Source organism: Streptomyces sp. NPDC094034 (assembly GCF_040303865.1).
In the GTDB taxonomy this organism is placed as follows: Bacteria; Actinomycetota; Actinomycetes; order Streptomycetales; family Streptomycetaceae; genus Streptomyces.
Genome location: NZ_JBEOUD010000032.1, coordinates 1 through 17,796, shown reverse-complemented (window position 1 = coordinate 17,796; position 17,796 = coordinate 1). Strand labels below are relative to the sequence as shown.

The 17,796-nt window shown below is 71.0% G+C and carries 14 protein-coding genes; 5 read left to right on the top strand and 9 right to left on the bottom strand.

Features of this window, described 5'->3' with window-relative positions:
• Positions 1-84: 84 nt before the first annotated feature.
• The 8 genes from ABTZ59_RS25540 to ABTZ59_RS25505 form a co-directional block, all read right to left on the bottom strand.
• On the bottom strand, positions 85-297 hold the full coding sequence (locus ABTZ59_RS25540) for an EF-hand domain-containing protein (protein ID WP_351416204.1): 213 nt from the start codon (positions 295-297) through the stop codon (positions 85-87).
• A 217-nt stretch (positions 298-514) separates the two neighbouring features.
• Complete coding sequence (locus ABTZ59_RS25535) at positions 515-1,198, bottom strand: ADP-ribosyltransferase (protein WP_351416197.1); 684 nt, start codon at positions 1,196-1,198, stop codon at positions 515-517.
• A gap of 121 nt (positions 1,199-1,319) precedes the next feature.
• Entirely contained in the window at positions 1,320-2,558 is a 1,239-nt protein-coding gene (locus tag ABTZ59_RS25530) for a YncE family protein (protein WP_351416192.1), read from the bottom strand.
• Entirely contained in the window at positions 2,558-3,400 is an 843-nt protein-coding gene (locus ABTZ59_RS25525; RefSeq protein ID WP_351416188.1) for a polysaccharide deacetylase family protein, read from the bottom strand. Before ABTZ59_RS25525 ends, ABTZ59_RS25530 begins: the two co-directional genes overlap by 1 nt.
• Before the next feature lie 73 nt (positions 3,401-3,473).
• The gene (locus ABTZ59_RS25520; protein WP_351416181.1) at positions 3,474-3,986 is read right to left on the bottom strand and encodes an ATP-binding protein; all 513 of its coding nucleotides are present in this window, start codon (positions 3,984-3,986) and stop codon (positions 3,474-3,476) included.
• A 263-nt stretch (positions 3,987-4,249) separates the two neighbouring features.
• A complete protein-coding gene (locus tag ABTZ59_RS25515; protein ID WP_351416176.1) occupies positions 4,250-5,020 on the bottom strand; it encodes an enoyl-CoA hydratase/isomerase family protein in 771 nt (256 codons plus the stop codon).
• 116 nt (positions 5,021-5,136) lie between these two features.
• Positions 5,137-6,438, bottom strand: coding sequence for a L,D-transpeptidase (locus ABTZ59_RS25510; RefSeq protein ID WP_503003625.1), 1,302 nt, complete (start codon positions 6,436-6,438; stop codon positions 5,137-5,139).
• Between the two features lie 313 nt (positions 6,439-6,751).
• A complete protein-coding gene (locus tag ABTZ59_RS25505; protein ID WP_351416523.1) occupies positions 6,752-7,936 on the bottom strand; it encodes a L,D-transpeptidase in 1,185 nt (394 codons plus the stop codon).
• A 353-nt stretch (positions 7,937-8,289) separates the two neighbouring features.
• On the opposite strand from ABTZ59_RS25505, the gene glgX reads away from it, so the two are divergent.
• From glgX to ABTZ59_RS25485, 4 genes are all read left to right on the top strand, one after another.
• Complete coding sequence (gene glgX, locus ABTZ59_RS25500; protein ID WP_503003649.1) at positions 8,290-10,497, top strand: glycogen debranching protein GlgX; 2,208 nt, start codon at positions 8,290-8,292, stop codon at positions 10,495-10,497.
• 50 nt (positions 10,498-10,547) lie between these two features.
• Positions 10,548-12,428, top strand: coding sequence for an ABC transporter ATP-binding protein (locus ABTZ59_RS25495; RefSeq protein ID WP_351416157.1), 1,881 nt, complete (start codon positions 10,548-10,550; stop codon positions 12,426-12,428).
• A complete protein-coding gene (locus tag ABTZ59_RS25490; RefSeq protein ID WP_351416153.1) occupies positions 12,425-14,392 on the top strand; it encodes an ABC transporter ATP-binding protein in 1,968 nt (655 codons plus the stop codon). The genes ABTZ59_RS25495 and ABTZ59_RS25490 overlap by 4 nt, the downstream gene beginning before the upstream one ends.
• Positions 14,393-14,607: 215 nt before the next feature.
• Positions 14,608-15,630 (top strand): alcohol dehydrogenase catalytic domain-containing protein, encoded by a 1,023-nt coding sequence (locus tag ABTZ59_RS25485; RefSeq protein WP_351416148.1) that lies wholly within the window; start codon positions 14,608-14,610, stop codon positions 15,628-15,630.
• 41 nt (positions 15,631-15,671) lie between these two features.
• Here the strand turns inward: ABTZ59_RS25485 and ABTZ59_RS25480 are convergent, their stop codons facing one another.
• Positions 15,672-16,853 (bottom strand): alpha/beta hydrolase family protein, encoded by a 1,182-nt coding sequence (locus tag ABTZ59_RS25480; RefSeq protein WP_351416141.1) that lies wholly within the window; start codon positions 16,851-16,853, stop codon positions 15,672-15,674.
• A gap of 228 nt (positions 16,854-17,081) precedes the next feature.
• Here ABTZ59_RS25480 and ABTZ59_RS25475 point away from each other — a divergent pair, with 228 nt between their 5' ends.
• Positions 17,082-17,699, top strand: a complete 618-nt coding sequence (locus tag ABTZ59_RS25475; protein ID WP_351416137.1) for a TetR/AcrR family transcriptional regulator — start codon at positions 17,082-17,084, stop codon at positions 17,697-17,699.
• Positions 17,700-17,796 lie beyond the last annotated feature (97 nt).

The window sequence follows — 17,796 nt, the reverse complement described above, 5'->3', positions numbered from 1 at the left end:
GTCCTGCGGCAACGCGAGCGGGGCGTGCGGCTGATGGCCCGGGTCGTCCCGGCCGCCACCGCGCCGCACCGCCGCGTGCCCCGTTCAGCTCTTGCGCGAGGCCAGGAACTCGTCGAACGTCAGCAGCCCGTCACCGTTTCCGTCGTGCGCGTTGATCACGGCCTGCGCCACGGTCTCGGTCACATGGAAGTCGCCGAGCTGCGCCATCACGCTCTTGTACTCCGCCGCCGTGATGAGCCCGTCGCCGTTCGCGTCGAACCGCTCGAACGCCGTGCGCGCGTCGTCAATGTCCGCCACTGTTCCGCCCCTTCGTATTGCCGTACTAACGGGGTCAGATTATCCGTACACGTTCATCCGAACGGCGGCAGCCCAGGGAGGTATCTCCTCACAGGCCCAGCGCACGCGGGTCACCGGACGCCCGAAGCCCGACGCCCGAAGCTCGACGCCAAGGAACGCCCGCGATGTGCGGGCGTTCCGAAGAAGGCCGGGCCGGCCGACTACCTGGCGGCGCCGGTCAGCCGCGCCACGGCTGGTAGTGCGGATTGTCCAGGCACTCCGACATGATCTCGGTCTTCTTCACCTTGTCGACCGGGCAGACACCGACGATCCGCTCCCGCGAGATCCCGCCGGGGAAGGCGACCTCCGCCTGCGCGGCCCACTTGTGGGTGTCGCCGATCGTCTTGTTGACGTCGATACCGCCGGGGGCGTCGATGTAGTAGTTGAAGCCGCTCTTGTACCACTGCTTGTACAGGTCGTGGTCATAGCTGGTGGAGACATACGGCGAGGGCTGGTTGACCAGGACGTACTTCTCCACGTCGTACTGCCCGTCCAGCGGCGCCTTCGGGTGGAAGCCCTGCTCGAAGATCACCTCCGGCTTCCGGCTGTCGGCGCGGTAGAGCTGCCGGCAGTCGGTGCGCCAGGCGGGCGTCGGGGTGATCCGCTCCACCTCGACCGTACGGTCCGCCGCGGCGAAGATCGGGTCGTCGACGCGGGGACAGCTCTCCGCGGCCTTGAAGGAAGCGCGCGCGGGGGCGGACGTGACGGGACCGGACGTGACCGGGGCGGAGGTGACCGGGGCGGCCCCGGCGGAGGTCCGGGTCGCCGTGGACGCGGCCTCGGTGGCGGAGGCCGGGATCAGGACGGCGGTGACGGACAGGGCGACGGCGGCGGCGCGCCGCCGTGAGCGAGAAGTGATCATGGGGTGCACCCTCCACGCTGTACGGCGGCAGGCCGTGGACCGTCACCCGTTCAGGGGCGTGTCGGCCCACAACCTTGCCTGCGCGCGTACGAGTTGGCGTCCACTCGATGTCAACTCCGCGTCAGCGGAAGACTCCCGTGTGCCCCAGCGAGTAGCGGCCGGGCTGCGGGTAGACCGCGAGTCCGTGCGGGCCGCCTCCGACCGGGATCCGGGCGATCTGCTTACCGCTGCGCGTGTCGATCGCGTACACCTCGGAGTCGTAACGCCCCGCCAGCCACAGGACCTTGCCGTTCGCCGAGACGCCCCCCATGTCGGGGCTGCCGCCGTCCGGCAGATGCCACTTCTTCGCCAGCTTGTTCTTCGCGAAGTCGAAGACGGAGATGGTGCCCTCGCCGCGGTTGGAGATGTACATCTCCTTCGAATCCCGGCTGACATACAGGCCGTGGCATCCCTCGCCCGTCGGCAGCAGCTTCGGGGTGGTGAACTTCTCCCCGTTCAGCACCCACACGCCGTGCGCCATCATGTCGGCGACGTAGAACGTCTTGCCGTCCGGCGAGATCTTCACGTCCTGCGGCATGGCTCCCTGGAAGGGCAGCTTCTGCTGGGCGATGACCTTCATCCGCTCCGTGTCGACCTTGAGGAGTTCACCGGAGAACTCGCACGAGACGATGAAGTACCGGCCGTCCGCCGAGAAGTCGGCGTGGTTGACGCCCGCGCAGGTGACCGGCTCGGTCTTCTTCACCTTCATGGTGTGCGGATCACGGAAGACCAGCTGACGGTCGAGCGAGGCCATGACGATGGCGTATCTGCCGTTGGGCGTGAAGTAGAGGTTGTACGGATCGTGTACGTCGACCGGCTCGCCCGCCTTACCGGTGGCGGGGTCGATCGGAGTGAGCGTATGGCCGCGGTTGTTGTTGACCCAGAGGGTCTTCAGGTCCCAGGAGGGCACGACATGCTGCGGCTGTCTGCCGACGTCGATGGTCTCGATCACCTTGTAGGTCGCGGGGTCGATCACCGAGACGGTGTCGGAGTGGGTGTTGGGCACATACACCCGGGACGGGAAGCCCTTCACGATGGGCGAGAACATGCCGGGCCGGTCGGCGGCGTAGATGTCCTTGGGGTCCTGTACCGGCGGCATGCCCGGCAGTCCGGCCGGCACGCTCCGCTCGGGTACGACGGGCCGGGCGGCGGCCTTGGTCGCCTTCCGCTCCGTCTGCTCGGTGTCCGGGCTCGCGCAGCTCGCGAGCAGGGCGAGGGCGGCGGCCCCCAGCAGGGCGGTGGCCCGCCTGGTGATCCGCTCGGTGGCCCGCGGGGGGATCGGGGCGGGCCGCCCGGTGGTCCGTGGAGTGGGGGGAAGCATCAGGTCAGCAGCTCCGTGGTCGTCACCGCGCGCAGGCCGCGGCGTTCCAGTGCGTCGAGGAGGGCGGGCAGCGCGGCGACCGTGTCCGCGTAGCCGAAGTGCAGACTCACCACGGAGCCGTTGCGGATCTGTCCGGTGACGGTGCGGGTGACGGCCGCGGCGCCGGGCGAGGTGAAGTCGAGGGAGTCGACGTCGTACGACAGGACGTGCGGGTAGCCCGCCTTCCGCGCGAGCCGAAGGATGAGCGGGGTGGCGTGCTGGGTTCGGGAGGGGCGGAACCAGCTGCCGATGGAGCCGGTGAGCCTGCGCAGCCGCTGGGCGCAGCCGGTGATCTCCGCGTAGGCCGCGGCCTCGTCCAGTTCGGAGATGTCGATGTGGCGCAGCGTGTGGTTGCCGAGATCGTGGCCGCCGTCCAGGATCCGGCGGGCGAGGGTGGGGTGTTCGTCGAGCCAGCCCCCCACGGCGAGGACGGTGATCCGGGCCCCGGCGCGTTCCGCCTCCCCCAGCACGTCGGTGGCGGTGGCGGGGTCGCCCTGGCCGTGGAAGGTGAGGGCGACCCGCGCGCGGTCGCGGGGGCCGTGCGTGATCTCGGCGCTCTGCCCGGGGAACCGGCGTGGCTGGGGCGCGGTACGGGCGGCCGGCCGGCCGCTTCCGGGGCTGGATCCGGCGGACGGTCCTGGCGGTGATCCCGGCTTCGATCCGGGGTCCGATCCGCGCGGCGGACCGGACGCGGAACCGGTGGGCGTGGCGGGGGCGCTGTCCGTACAGCCGGTGGCGAGGGCGCCCGCCACGGCCGCACCGGCTCCTGCGCGCAGCGCACTGCGACGGTCGATCGGGATCACGCCCCCATTTAAGGGGGAAGGAGGGCGAAAGGTGACGATTGACCCGTTTAACGGAACGTACGGGTCGTCATCTTCAGGGCAGCTGGCGGTCGGAGACCCGCATCTCGAACCAGGTGGTCTTGCCGCGCGGCAGCAGATCCACCCCCCAGCGGTCGGAGAGCCGGTCCACCAGGAAGAGGCCGCGCCCGCTGGTGTCCATCTCGTGCACCGGCATCAGACACGGCAGCCCGCGCGAGGGGTCCCGCACCTCGATCCTGATCCAGCCACGACGGCGCAGCATCCGTAACCCGAAGACCCGGGCGCCTGTGTGCCGTACGGCGTTGCCGACGAGTTCCGAGACGAGCAGCACGGCGTGCTCGGCGGTCCCCGGCGAGAGCGCCCACTGCCTCAGCACCACGCCGTGGGTGATCCGGCGGGCGGCGAGGGCGGATTCGGGGCGGGAGGGCAGACGGACTTCCGCCTCTGTCGGATTGCCGAACAATTCCAGCGCCTTGAGCGCCTGTTCGTCATCGGCGGACGGTATCCACCGCGTGGCGGCAGCGTCGCCGCGCTGCCGCGGTTGCTCCACACCCTCCAGGCCCGCCATGTCCCCCATCATGGCCGCCCCGAACCCTCCGGGGGGCCGTTCCGGGTGAATCGACCCCCCGGAATGAGTCATTCCAGGGGGCGCGAACGGCATATGCCAAGGGCAGAACTGGAGCTTGCACAACTCACTGACCTGCGATGACGACCCGCGATGGGGTGATCACCAAGAGCGATCACGGTAAAAACCTTAAGGTTCTCTTAAGGTTGCGCCAAGCCGGGCGCCGGGTTGACGCGGAGTCCCGCTTCCGGCCAACAGGGCTGTTTTCAGAGGAACTTGGCCTTCCCGGGACCGTCCTCGACGAATGACCGCATGCCGCGCTCGCGGTCCTCCGTGGCGAAGAGGCCCGCGAACCAATTGCGTTCGATCGTCAGACCGGTCTCCAGATCCGTCTCCAGACCCGCGTCGACCGACTCCTTGGCGGCCCGCAGTGCGAGCGCGGGCCCCTGGGCGAGCTTCGCGGCCCAGGCGTGCGCCTGCTCGTACACCTCCTCCGGCGGGACCACCCGGTCGACCAGCCCGATCGCCAGCGCCTCCTCGGCCTTCACCTGACGGCCCGTGAAGATGAGGTCCTTGGCCCGGGACGGGCCGACCAGCCGCGCGAGCCGCTGGGTACCGCCGGCGCCCGGGATCAGCCCGAGCAGGATCTCGGGCTGGCCGAGCTTGGCGTCGGCCCCGGCGATCCGGAAGTCCGCGCAGAGGGCCAGCTCGCAGCCGCCGCCCAGCGCGTAGCCGGTGACCGCCGCGACGACGGGCTTGGGGATACGGGCGACGGCGGTGAACGACTCCTGGAGCGCCCGGGAGCGCACAACCATCGCCGCGTGGTCCCACCCCCGCATCTCCTTGATGTCGGCGCCTGCCGCGAAGACCTTCTCGCCGCCGTACAGGATCACGGACCGTACGTCGTCGCGCCGGCCCGCCTCCTCGGCCAGCTCGCGCAGCCGGTCCTGGATGGAGGAGTCGAGTGCGTTCATCGGAGGGCGGTCGAGCCGGATCGTGCCGACGCCGCCGGAGACCTCAAGATTCACGAATGCCATGCGGGCAGGTTAACCGGCGCTAACCGGCGCCGATACGCGGCCGGGCCCGGTGCGCTCGGCTGCGGCGCACCGGGCCCGTATCTCCCGGGAGAAAGCGGTGGAAATCGACGGACGGCCTACTTGATCCACTCCGACCAGGACATGTTCCAGCCGTTCAGGCCGTTGTCCGGGGCGATCTGCTTGTCCTTCGAGTTCTTCACGATCACCACGTCACCGATGAGCGAGGAGTTGTAGAACCACGCCGACGGAGTGCCGTTGTTCCCGCCGCCGCGGATGTCCCGCAGCCCCACACAGCCATGGCTGACATTCGCCGAGCCGAACGTGCCCGCCGAGGCCCAGTAGTTGCCATGGACGAAGGTGCCCGAGGTGGACAACCGCATCGCGTGCGGCACGTCCTTGATGTCGTACTCGCCGCCGAAGCCCACCGTCGCGCCGTTCATCCTGGTCACCTCGTACTTCTCGCTGATGACCATCTGACCGTTGTACGTGGTGGTCGCCGGGGCGCCCGCGGTGATCGGGATGTTCTTGATCTGCTTGCCGTCCCGTACGACCTTCATCGTCTTGGCGCTCGCGTCGACGGTGGAGACCTGGCTGCGGCCGATGGTGAACCGCACGGACTTCGCCTGCTCGCCGTAGACCCCGGGGCGGCCCTCGACACCGTCCAGGTTGAGTTTCACGGTCACCTTCGTACCCGGCGCCCAGTACTTCTCGGGGCGGAAGTCGAGGCGGTCGTTGCCGAACCAGTGGCCCTCGATCGGTACGGAAGGCTCCGCCGTCACCGTGATGGCCTTCTCCACCGCCTCGGGCGCGGTGATGCCCCGGGTGAAGTTGATCGAGACCGGCATGCCGACCCCGACCGTGGATCCGTCCTCGGGCGTGTAGTGGCCGATGAAGGTGTTCTTCGGGACGAGCGTGGTGAAGGTGGTGTCCTTGGCGGACTCCCGGCCGTCCGCGTCCTTGGCGATCGCGTGCACCTTGTACTTGGTGGCGCCGGCCAGATGCTGGAGCGGCTCCCAGCTCGTGCCGTCGGCGGTCAGCTTGCCCTCGACCGGATTGCCCTTGTCGTCCTGGACGGTGACCGTGGTCAGCTTGCCCTTGTCGGCCGAGACCTTGAGGGCGCCCGTGGTCGCGACGGCCTTCGCCTCGTCCTTCGGGGCGATCGTCACGACGGCCACCGACGCCGCGTTCTCGACCTTCCCGGCGCCCTCGCCGTTCTTGTCACCGTCGCCCGCGCCGGAACCCTCGCCCCCGCCACACGCCGTGACGACCAGGAGGAGCGCACCGAGCATCAGTGCCAGCAGCCCCGTTCCGCCGTTTCCGCTTCGTCCCGTTCGCCGTCCCGTTCGCCGCTCCGGACTCTCGCCCCGCGGCGCCCGGTCCGAACCGGCCGATGTCCCCGATATCGGCAGCCCATTCACTTCGGTCGTCTCCCCTCGCACGGCCTGGCCCCGCCACGGCCCGCACTCCCGCGCGTCGAGTGCACGCGCTCGCGACAGATAATCACACCGCGAGCCTTACGGCGCTCTCGCGTCTGTCACCATTCCGTCCCAACAGGCCGGGACGGTGCAGGTCATACGGGCCGTACGAGGGGCCGGCCGGTCCGGGTCCCCGGGGAGCTCCGCCGAAGCGTTGGCCAACGACGGTCGCGGCTCCGGGGCTTCGGGGCTTCGGGACATCGCGGCCTCGCGGCCTCGGGGCTTCGCGGCCTCGGGACTTCGGGGCCCCACGGCTTCAGTCGGCGGTGGAGCCCGACCCCGCGGTGAGGGCCGAACCCGCCTTCCAGCGCTTCCAGTCGAGGTTCCAGCCACCGAGACCGTTGTCGGGTGCGACCGTACGGTCATGGGAGTTGACCACCTCCACGACATCGCCGATCAGGGTCCGGTCGAAGAACCAGCCGGCCGGGGTGTCGGGGCCGCCGCCCTTCACGTCCCGCAGCCCGACACAGCCATGGCTGACGTTCTGGGAGCCGAACGTGTCGGCGGGCGCCCAGTAGTTGCCGTGCAGAAACGTCCCGGACGTGGTGAGCCGTACCGCGTGCGGCACGTCCTTGATGTCGTACTCGCCGCCGAAGCCGACCGTCCTGCCGTTCATGCGGGTGACGTCGTACAACTCGGTGACCACCATCTTCCCGTTGTAGGTGGTGGTCTTGGCCGCGCCCGCGGTGATCGGCACGGTCGAGACCAGCTCGCCGCCGCGCCGTACCTCCATGGTGTGCTCCTCGGCGTCGACCACCGAGACCTGGGAGCGGCCGATGGTGAAGCCGACGGTCTTCTCCTGGATGCCGAACACCCCCGGCGCGGCCTGGACGTCCCGCAGGGCCAGCTCGATCGTGACTTCCGTGCCCGGCTCCCAGTACTCGCGCGGCCGGAAGTCGAGCCGGTCATGGCCGAACCAGTGCCCGGCGATGTCGACCGGCGGGTCCGCCGTCACGGTGATGGCGCGCTCGACGGCCTCGCGGTCCTGGATCCTCCGGTTGAAGTCGAAGGAAATGATCATGCCGGTCCCGACGGTGGCACGGTTCTCCGGGGAGAAGTAGCCGATGAACCGGTCGGTGGGGACCGCCGTCGTGAAGGTGGAGTGGCGCGCCGAGCGGCGCCCCGCGCCGTCCACGGCCACGGCGTCGACGCTGTACTTGGCGGCGAGCGCGATCCGCGCGCCGCTCTCCGGCGTCCAGGACCGGCCGTCCGCGGAGATCCGTCCGCGCAGCTCGGTGGGTTGCGCGTCCTCCACCTGTACGACCTTGACGCGCTCCAGCCGGCCGTCCGGGACCCGCACCTCGATCGGGTCGGACCGGCCGATGCCCTTCGCTCCGTCCTCTGGGGTGATCCGGATCGTGTCCCCGGGAGCGCGCGACTTGCCCTCCGTGAACGACTCGGTGCCTGTGCATCCCGCCAGGCCGGCCAGCAGCCCGGTCATCAGTCCTGCCCATGTCAGAACGGCGGCCACGCCGGTCCCTGCCCGCTTGGGCCCTGTCCGCTTCAGTACGTGTCTCACGTCCCGCCCAACGACCACGCCCCTCCGGTGGAAACGTGAGGGTGGGCCCTCTTGCGGGCAGAACAGGTGGGAGGACCACGCGAGGGGAGCCACGACCGGGACGTCGTGCGCCCGATCCGCGAGGCCGACGAGCCGCGGGAGGCCGGTCAGTGGCGAGCGCAGCCGAGCAGAGGGCAGTGCAGGAGAGCCGGAAGGAGGAGGGCGGGGCGAAGGGCATCACAACCGGCGTCGGAACCGGCCCTGGAACCGGCCCTGGAACGGGCCCCGGAACGGGCATCGGACCCGGCGTCGAGGGAAATGGCCGCCGCCGCGAGCCCGCCGTCCCGGGGCCCGTGGTCTGGCCGGGCGCGCCGACGCCGCTGGGAGCGCGCTACCGAGTGGGCCCCGACGGCGTGGCGGGCACCAACTTCGCGCTCTGGGCGGGCGGCGCCGAGGCGGTCGAGGTCTGTCTCTTCGACGACAGCGGCGCCGAGACCCGGCTGTCGCTGACCGAGCTGACCCATGAGATCTGGCACGGCTTCGTGCCCGGCATCCGGCCGGGACAGCGGTACGGATTCCGGGTGCACGGCCGCTGGGACCCCTGGACGGGCGCCCGCTGGAATCCGGCGAAGCTGCTGCTCGACCCGTACGCCCGCGCGGTGGACGGAGACTTCGCGCTGCCCCCGGAGGTCTACGGCCATGTGCGGGACTGGCCGCAGCGGGAGGTGGCCGACACCGTACGGGACAGCCGTGACTCCGCCCCGTACGTCCCCAAGGGGGTCGTCGTCCATGATTCGGCGCCCGACGACGAGTGGGCCGACGACCGCCGGCCCAAGACACCCTGGGCCGATTCGGTCATCTATGAGCTGCATGTGCGGGGCTTCACCAAACTCCACCCGGGGATCCCCGAGGAGCTGCGCGGTACGTACGCGGGTCTCGCGCATCCGGCGGCCATCGGCCATCTGCGGCGGCTCGGGGTGACGGCGGTGGAGCTGCTGCCCGTACACCAGTTCGCGCATGAGGACCATCTGCTGCGGCGCGGGCTGCGCAACTACTGGGGCTACAACTCCATCGGCTACTTCGCGCCGCACGCCGGCTACGCGGCGAGCGGCACGCGCGGACAGCAGGTCGCGGAGTTCAAGGAGATGGTGCGGGCGCTGCACGCCGCGGGGATAGAGGTCATCCTCGACGTGGTCTACAACCACACCGCGGAGGGCGGGGAGCAGGGGCCGACCCTGTCCCTGCGCGGCATCGACAACCGCGGCTACTACCGGCTGCCCGCCGACGCGCGCAGATACACGGACTACACCGGCTGCGGCAACACCCTCCATGTGGTCCAGCCCCAGGTGCTGCGGCTGATCACCGACTCGTTGCGCTACTGGGTCACGGAGATGGGCGTCGACGGCTTCCGCTTCGACTTGGCGGCGGCCCTGGCGCGCTCCATGCACGACGTCGACATGCTCTCGCCGTTCCTCGCGGTGATCGCCCAGGACCCGGTGCTGCGCCGGGTGAAACTGATCGCGGAGCCCTGGGACGTGGGCAACGGCGGCTATCAGGTCGGTTCGTTCCCGCCGCTGTGGACGGAGTGGAACGACCGCTACCGCGACGCCGTGCGGGACTTCTGGCGCGGTGCCCTGCCCGACGTGCGGGATCTCGGCTACCGGCTGTCCGGGTCCAGCGATCTGTACGCGTGGGGCGGCCGGCGGCCGTACGCCTCGATCAACTTCGTCACCGCGCACGACGGCTTCACGCTGCGCGATCTGGTGTCGTACGAGCGCAAGCACAACGAGGCCAACGGCGAGGGCAACAGGGACGGGACGTCCAACAACCGCGCCTGGAACTGCGGAGTGGAGGGCGAGACGGACGACGCAGCGGTCAACGCCGTGCGCCGACGGCAGTCACGCAATCTGCTCACCACACTGCTGGTCTCGACGGGCGTGCCGATGCTGGTCGCGGGCGACGAGATGGGCCGCACGCAGCGCGGCAACAACAACGCGTACTGCCAGGACAGCCCGGTCAGCTGGCTGGACTGGTCGCTGCTGGAGAGCCCCGGCGGGCAGGAGCTGCACGCGCTGACCGCCCGGCTGCTCGCCCTGCGCCACGCCCATCCCGTACTGCGCCGCCGCGCGTTCTTCTCCGGCCGCCCACAGGGCCCGGACGGGCTGCGCGACCTGGCGTGGTTCACCCGCCGGGGCTCGGAGATGACGGAGGAGGACTGGTACGCGCCGGCCTCGACGCTCGGGCTCTTCCTGTCAGGGCGGGACATCCCGGGCCGGGACGCGCGCGGCGAGAAGATCACGGACGACAGCTTCCTGACCATCCTGCACGCGGCCGGCCGGCCGGTGGAGTTCGTGCTGCCGGGGGCGCCCTGGGCGCGCGCGTACGAGCTGGTGGTCGACACCACGCGGGAGGAGCAGACGCGGGCGCCGGGCACGGTGTACGAGGGCGGCGCGGCGGTCACGGTCCCGGCGCGGGCGGTGCTGCTCCTCAGAGTGCGGGGGTGAGGGGAAAACCACATGAGCGATGTCAGTGGTGAACCGTAGGCTCGCCCCTGATGTCCGACACACATGCAGCCACCAGGAACCGGTCCTCCGTTCGCTCTCTGCTGCGGCTGTGGCCGTATGTACGCCCGGTGCGGATACGTCTGTTCAGTGCGGCGTTCGTCGCGATCGTCGCATCCTGTCTCGGGCTGGTGTTCCCCCTCGTTCTGAAGTGGATGGTGGACGGTCCTGTCGCGGACCGGGACACCGGAGGCATCTGGCTCGGGGCGCTGCTCCTGCTGATGCTGGGAATCGTCGAGGCGGTCCTCTTCGGTTTCCGCCGATGGCTGGTCGCGCGACCGCTGGCCGGTGTGGAGGCGGCGATGCGGGCGGATCTCTACCGGCATCTGCAACGGCTGCCGGTGGCGTTCCATGACCGGTGGCCATCGGGTCAGCTGCTGTCGCGCGGCACGACGGACCTGATGCTGCTGCGGATGTTCCTGGCGTTCCCTCTGACGTTTCTGCTGGTCAACGCGACGACGATCCTGGTGGGTTTTCTGATCCTGCTGATCCAGGACTGGTCGCTCGGGCTGGTGCTGATGATCCCGGTGGTACCGCTGGTCATCGTCTGTTCGTACTTCGAGTCGCGGTTCGCGCTGGTCGCGCGCCGGGCGCAGGACCAAGTGGGCGATCTGACGACGGTGGTCGAGGAGGGTGTGCTCGGCATCCGGATCATCAAGGGTTTCGGCCGCCACCGCAGCCAGTCCCTCGCGTTCCAAGCGCTCACGCGGCGGCTGCGCGCGACAGAGCTGGAGAAGGCGCGGCTGCTGGCGGGCATCTGGGCCGTGATCATGGCCATTCCCGAACTGGCCGTCGCCGCCGCGCTGGTGCTGGGCACGATCCAGGTCGCGGACGGCGGACTCTCGACCGGCACGCTGGTCGCCTTCCTGTCGACGGCGCTGGCGCTGCGGTGGCCGGTGGAGTCGATCGGGTTCCTGCTCGCGATGAGCCAGGAGTCCGCGACGGCGACCGAGCGGTTCTTCGAGGTCATGGACGTACGGGAGGAAGAGGAGAACGCGCCGGGGAGCGCGTCCGCGCGGACCTCGGATCACGGGGCCGGGGACAGGGACGGGCGCGGGCTGCGCTTCGAGGGCGTCTCGTTCCGCTACCCGGACGCCGAGGCGGGCTCCACGCCCGTCCTGGACGGTATCGATCTGCGCGTCGGCCACGGCGAGACGATGGCCATCGTCGGGGCCACCGGTTCGGGCAAGACCACGCTGACCGCCCTCGTACCACGACTGCACGAAGTGACCGCCGGGCGGATCACGCTGGACGGCGAGGACATCGCGCTGATGCCGCGCGAGCGGCTGCGGGAGCTGGTGTCGGTGGCGTTCGAGGAGCCGACGCTGTTCTCGGCGACCGCCGGCGAGAACGTGCTGATGGGCGCGGAGAACGCCGACGAGGACGCGCTGCGGCGCGCGCTGGACGTGGCCCAGGCGGGGTTCGTCGAGGGTCTGCCACGGGGGACCGGGACGGAGGTCGGCGAGCAGGGACACAGCCTCTCCGGCGGCCAGCGCCAACGGCTGGCGCTGGCACGGGCGGTGGTCGGCCGGCCGCGCTTCCTCGTGCTCGACGATCCGCTGTCCGCGCTGGACGTGCATACGGAAGCGCTGGTGGAGGCCGCGCTGCGGCAGGTGCTCCGGGAGACCACGGCGCTGGTGGTGGCGCACCGGCCGTCCACGGTGCTGCTCGCCGACCGGGTGGCACTGATATCGGGTGGCCGGATCGCCGCGGTCGGCACCCATCAGGAGCTGCTGCGGAGCAGCGAGGAGTACGCGTGGCTGATGTCCGGGGCGGCACGGAACCCCGGGGCCGGATCCGGAGCCGCAGCGGAAGCCGGTGCCGGAGCCGAAGCCGGAGCCGCTTCCGGGCCTGTTGAGGAGAGCATCCGATGACGACGTCGACCACCACGGGCCAGGGCGCGCCGGGCCCGGACGCGAACGGCCCGATCGAGCCGGGTCGCCAGGACTCCCCCGCGCCACCGGCCGCGCCCGATGCCGTCAAGACCCACGCCGCCGGGACCCACGCCGCCGGGACCCGCGCCGCCGAGGCCCACGTTGCCGAGGCCGACGACCCGTTCGGCCAGGACGCCCTGCCCGCGCCCCCCGGTGCGACCGGCGCCCTGCTGCGGTCCCTGCTGAAGGTCAGGCGCGGACGGGTCGCGCTGGCCGCGCTGCTCCTGCTGCTCCAGCAGGCCGCCTCCCAGGCGGGCCCGCTGATCGTCGCGTACGCCATCGACCGCGGTGTGCCCGCCTTCCGCGACGGCGACAACGGGCCGCTGTACGCCGTCGGAGCGGGGTATCTGATCTGCGCGGTGGGCTCGGGGGCGTTCCAGTACGCCTTCATCCGGGTCTCGGCCCGGGTCAACCAGGATGTACTGCTCGATCTGCGCGGCCGGATCTTCCGCCACGCCCAGGCGCTGAGCCTGGACTTCCACGAGCGCTACACGTCCGGGCGGCTGATCTCCCGGTCGACGACCGATGTGGAGTCACTGCGCGAGCTGCTCGGCGAGGGTCTCCAGGAACTGATCGGGGTGGTGCTGGCTTTCGCCTACATCTCGGCGATGCTGCTCTATCTGGACGTGGGCATCGGGTCGCTGGCGGTGCTCTCCTTCGTACCGCTGTATCTGCTGGTGAGGCTCTACCAGCGGCGGGCGGGGATCGTCTTCGGCCTGCGCTCCACGGCGATCGCGGCCGTGATCGTGAAGTTCGCGGAGACGATGAACGGCATCAGGCCGGTGCAGGCGTTCCGCCGCGAGCGCGCCAATGACAGGGACTTCCGGGCGCTCAACCACCGCCATGAGCGCAGCAACGGCGACGCGCTGCTGGAGATGGCCCGTTATGTGGTCGGCTCCCGGTTCGTCGCCAACACCGCCGTCGCCGCGATCGTCCTGTGGGCCGCCTACCGGGTGGCGGACGGCACGCTCGCGCTGGGTGTGCTGGCCGCGGCGGTGCTCTATCTGCGCAGGCTGTACGACCCGATCGACCGGCTGGGGATGTTCCTCAACTCGTACCAGTCGGCGGCGGCCTCGATGGAGAAGATCGCGGGTCTGCTGGCCCAGACTCCCTCGGTGCCCGAGGCGTCGAACCCCCGGACGCTGCCCGCGCTCACCGGCGAGTTCCCGGGCCGGGAGGCCGTCTTCGACGGGGTGGGCTTCGCGTACCGCACGGGCGGCGAGGTCCTGCCCCGCTTCGACCTGACGATCCCGGCGGGCCAGACGGTCGCGGTCGTGGGTTCGACGGGCGCCGGCAAATCGACGCTGGCGAAGCTGCTGGCGCGGTTCTACGACCCGACGGAGGGCCGGATCCTCCTCGACGGCGTCGATCTGCGCGAGCTGGACACCCCCGAGCTGCGGCGCGGAGTGGTGATGGTGACCCAGGAGGCGTTCCTGTTCTCCGGCACGGTCGCCGAGAACATCGCCCTGGGCCGCCCGGACGCCTCCCGCGAGGACATCGAACGCGCGGCGAAGGCCATCGGCGCCCATGAGTTCATCAGCGGCCTGCCCGACGGCTACGACACGGACGTACGCAAGCGCGGTGGCCGCATCTCCGCGGGCCAGCGCCAACTGGTCGCCTTCGCCCGCGCGCTGCTGGCGAATCCGGCGGTCCTGATCCTCGACGAGGCGACCAGTTCCCTCGACATCCCGGGCGAGCGCGCGGTCCAGCGCGCGATGGACACGGTCCTGCGCGGCCGTACGGCGGTGGTCATCGCGCACCGTCTGTCGACGGTCGAGATCGCGGACCGGGTGCTGGTGATGGAGCACGGCCGCGTCGTCGAGGACGGCGCCCCCGCGGACCTGATCGCCGGCACGGGCCGTTTCGCGGGTCTCCATCGAGCCTGGCGCGACAGCCTGGCCTGACGGAGACAGGGACCGGGACAAGGAGCGGGCCCCGCGAGGCCGGGACCCACGGGACCGGGACCCACGTTCCGGCGGCGGCCCGCGCGCCGATCCCCCGTCGGCCCGCCACCGGGGAACTCGCCTGCTTCACTCGGCGCGCGTGACCGGGGCCGAGCTGGTCTGCTGGTTCGGGGGGCGTCAGGTCCGTACCCCTCCGTACCCCCGGAGTGATCCAGATGAGCACCTATCGAGTCGCGCAGGTCACCACCGCCGGCGGGCCGTTCGAGTTGGCCGAGCGTGAGGTGGCGCGGCCCGGGCCGGGACAGGTGCGGTTGGCCGTGGACGCCTGCGGGGTCTGTCACAGCGACAGCGCTTTCGTGGACGCCCTGTTCCCCGGCGTACGGTTTCCGGTGGTCCCCGGGCATGAGATCGCCGGACGGATCGAGGAGTTGGGCGAGGGGACGCAAAGCACCCGGCGGGTGGGGGAGCGCGTGACGGTGGGGTGGTTCGGCGGCAGCTGCCACCACTGTGTGCCGTGCCGGCAGGGCGACTTCATCGTGTGCGAGAACCTGAAGGTCCCCGGATGGACGTACGACGGCGGTTTCGCCGAGTCGGTCATCGCCCCGGCCGACGCCCTGGCCCGGATCCCCGACGGGCTGGCGGCGACGGACGCGGGTCCCATGGCCTGCGCGGGGGTGACCACGTTCAACGGACTGCGGCGCAGCTCCGCGCGGCCGGGCGATCGGGTCGCCGTGCTGGGCATCGGCGGTCTCGGCCATCTGGGGGTGCGGTACGCCGTCGCGATGGGCTTCGAGACCGTGGCCATCGCCCGCGGGGCCGCCAAGGAGGACTTCGCCAGAGAGCTCGGGGCGCACCACTACATCGACAGTACGGCGGACACCCCGGTCGCGGACGCGCTGCGGTCACTCGGCGGCGCCAAGGTGGTCCTCGCCACCGCCGCCAACGCCGAAGCCGTCGCGGCGACCGTGGACGGGCTGTCCCACCGGGGTGAGCTGGTCCTCATCGGCGCGGCCCCCGAGCCGATGAGCATCGCCTCGGGCCAGCTCCTGCAGGGCGGCAGGATCATCCGCGGCCATCCCTCGGGCACCGCTGAGGACGTGCAGGACACCATGGAGTTCAGTGTCCTGCACGGGATCCGCCCGATGACCGAGGTCCTGCCGCTGGACCGGACGGCCGAGGCGTACGACCGGATGCTCTCCGGCGCCGCCCGCTTCCGGATGGTGCTCACCCCCCACTGACGCGCACCTCCCGGCCCCGTGCTCGCGCTTTCCCTCACCCCTCAGGGGTTGTTGAACCGCACCTCCGGGTTGGCCGCCGTCGGGCCGTCCAGCAGGGACCTCGGGATGCCCCGCAGATGCTGGTCGAAGAAGGCACTGGCGTACGCGCGGGTGAGGTCGATCGAGCGCTCGGCGGAGAGCTCCGGCGCGGGCAGTCCGAATGCTTCGGCGAGCAACGGCGCGTCGGTGAAGGTGAAGTGGTCCGCGCCCGCGAGGGTCAGCCAGCGCTTCCAGCCGTCCAGGTGCTCCCAGGCCGTGTCCCAGCTGTCGTCCTCGCCGCCGGGATGGTGGAGTGCTTCGGTGCCCAGCATCATGAAGGGGCGGCCGTCGAGCCCTTCGGGGGGCACGGAACCATGGAAGGACCCGTCCATGTTGATGCCGGCCCGGACGCGGCTGTCGCCCGCCATGGCGGATCCCGCGCTCGCGCCCCCGAGCGAGTGGCCGGCCATGCCGATCCGTTTCCTGTCGATGATGTGCGCGTACCGCCAGGCCGGCGAGCTCCCGGTCAGCCGGTCCAGGAGAAACGACACGTCCTGGGCGCGGACCGTGGTGGCGACGCCGTAGTCCTCGGCCTCCTTGATCGTGTCGCAGGCGACACAGGTCAGCATCCGGCCGCCCGGGAAGGCCGCGCCCGCGGACTCGTAGGCGTGGTCCAGGGCGGCGACCACATACCCGCGGCTCGCCAGATCCTCCGCGAGGGCGGTGAGGGTGAAGCGGGAGACGCTGAAGCCAGGGGAGAGCACCACTAGGGGATGCGAACCGCCTTCTGAGGGGCGGGCGTTGACACGGCTGTGTACGCCGGTCGCGCTCAGGGTCTCCGGCGGAACGGTGGCGTCCAGGTTCTGGAACTCAAGGAGCAGCCGGATCTCCTCGGCGGTGGCGTACCGGGCCGGCGTGCCCGTACCGGCCCGCGCCGGGTAGTACAGGGTGACCATCAGTTCACGCGCGCCCGCTTCCGGTACCCAGGGGTCGGGGCGGGACGGGTCCGTGAGGTGCAGCGAGTGCCGGCCGACCGCGTACGGGCCGGTGGGCCGGGGCAGTTGGGGCGTCTCGGCCCTGGCGACGGAACCGGGCGTGGCGGGCGCGGTGACGGGTACGGGTGCTGGTAGCGCCGAGGCGGTACCTGCCGCGACGACCGGGAGCGCGAGTGCCGCGGCGGTCGCCGTACGGTGAAGTCGCTTCATGGCCCAGACGCTAGGCGAGCGGCCGGACCGGCGCGTCAGACCACGGGTCGACCCGCCCCTGACTCCCGCCCCACCCCAGGGCCCGCCGGGGTCAGGGTCCGCCGGAGTCAGGGTCGGCGGGAGTGGAGTCAGTGTCTGGGGGACTCAGAGTCGCTCCGCCCGTGGTCGGACCCCCCTCCTCGTCGGCGCAGGCACTGGAACGAACGCTCCACCCGATAGCCTGATCCGATGAAGACCACCGCTCGGCACCACTCGGACGGCGTTCCGGGGGCCACCCTCGGCACCCGCGAACGCGTCGTCAGGGCCGCCTCGCGACTGATGCAGCGACAGGGGTACGACGGGGCCGGGATCAAGCAGATCGCCCAGGAGGCCAACGCCACACTGGGCTCCATCTACCACTTCTTCCCCGGCGGGAAGCAGGAGTTGGCCGTCGCCGCGATCGAGCACGGCGACCGGGAGTTCGCCACGATCCTGCGCGAGGTGCTGGCCGGCGAACCGGACCCGGCGCGGGCGGTCGTCGCCTGCGCCGAAAGTCTCGCGAGCGGCCTGCGCGCCTCCGACTGGATCGACGGCTGCCCGGTCACGGCCACCGCCCTGGGAACGGCCGGCCGCGCACCCGACATCCAGCGGGCCGCCGCGCTGGCCTTCGCGCACTGGCGCGGGCTCGTGACCGACGCGCTGCGCCGCGCCGGGATCCCCGACAAGGACGCCCAGGACCTGGGCCATACGGTGATCAGCACGCTGGAGGGCGCCGAGTTCGCGGCTCAGGTGTCCAGGAGCGACGAGCCGCTGCGAACGGCGGGTAGGCATCTCGCCCGGCTGATCACCTCGTACCGACCCGGCTAGGACCTAGGTGTATTGATCCGCAGCGTTGTTTACGCGGCTGATCGGGGGCTGGCCTGCGAGTGCGGTGTGGCTGCGGTGGTGGTTGTAGGTGTGGAGG

Excerpts from the sequence above, each read along its gene's own strand:
- ABTZ59_RS25535 (WP_351416197.1), bottom strand. The coding sequence starts at position 1,198 with ATGATCACTTCTCGCTCACGGCGGCGCGCCGCCGCCGTCGCCCTGTCC.
- ABTZ59_RS25530 (WP_351416192.1), bottom strand. The coding sequence starts at position 2,558 with ATGCTTCCCCCCACTCCACGGACCACCGGGCGGCCCGCCCCGATCCCC.
- ABTZ59_RS25520 (WP_351416181.1), bottom strand. The coding sequence starts at position 3,986 with ATGGCGGGCCTGGAGGGTGTGGAGCAACCGCGGCAGCGCGGCGACGCT.
- ABTZ59_RS25515 (WP_351416176.1), bottom strand. The coding sequence starts at position 5,020 with ATGGCATTCGTGAATCTTGAGGTCTCCGGCGGCGTCGGCACGATCCGG.
- ABTZ59_RS25505 (WP_351416523.1), bottom strand. The coding sequence starts at position 7,936 with ATGACCGGGCTGCTGGCCGGCCTGGCGGGATGCACAGGCACCGAGTCG.
- ABTZ59_RS25495 (WP_351416157.1), top strand. The coding sequence starts at position 10,548 with ATGTCCGACACACATGCAGCCACCAGGAACCGGTCCTCCGTTCGCTCT.
- ABTZ59_RS25490 (WP_351416153.1), top strand. The coding sequence starts at position 12,425 with ATGACGACGTCGACCACCACGGGCCAGGGCGCGCCGGGCCCGGACGCG.
- ABTZ59_RS25485 (WP_351416148.1), top strand. The coding sequence starts at position 14,608 with ATGAGCACCTATCGAGTCGCGCAGGTCACCACCGCCGGCGGGCCGTTC.
- ABTZ59_RS25480 (WP_351416141.1), bottom strand. The coding sequence starts at position 16,853 with ATGAAGCGACTTCACCGTACGGCGACCGCCGCGGCACTCGCGCTCCCG.
- ABTZ59_RS25475 (WP_351416137.1), top strand. The coding sequence starts at position 17,082 with ATGAAGACCACCGCTCGGCACCACTCGGACGGCGTTCCGGGGGCCACC.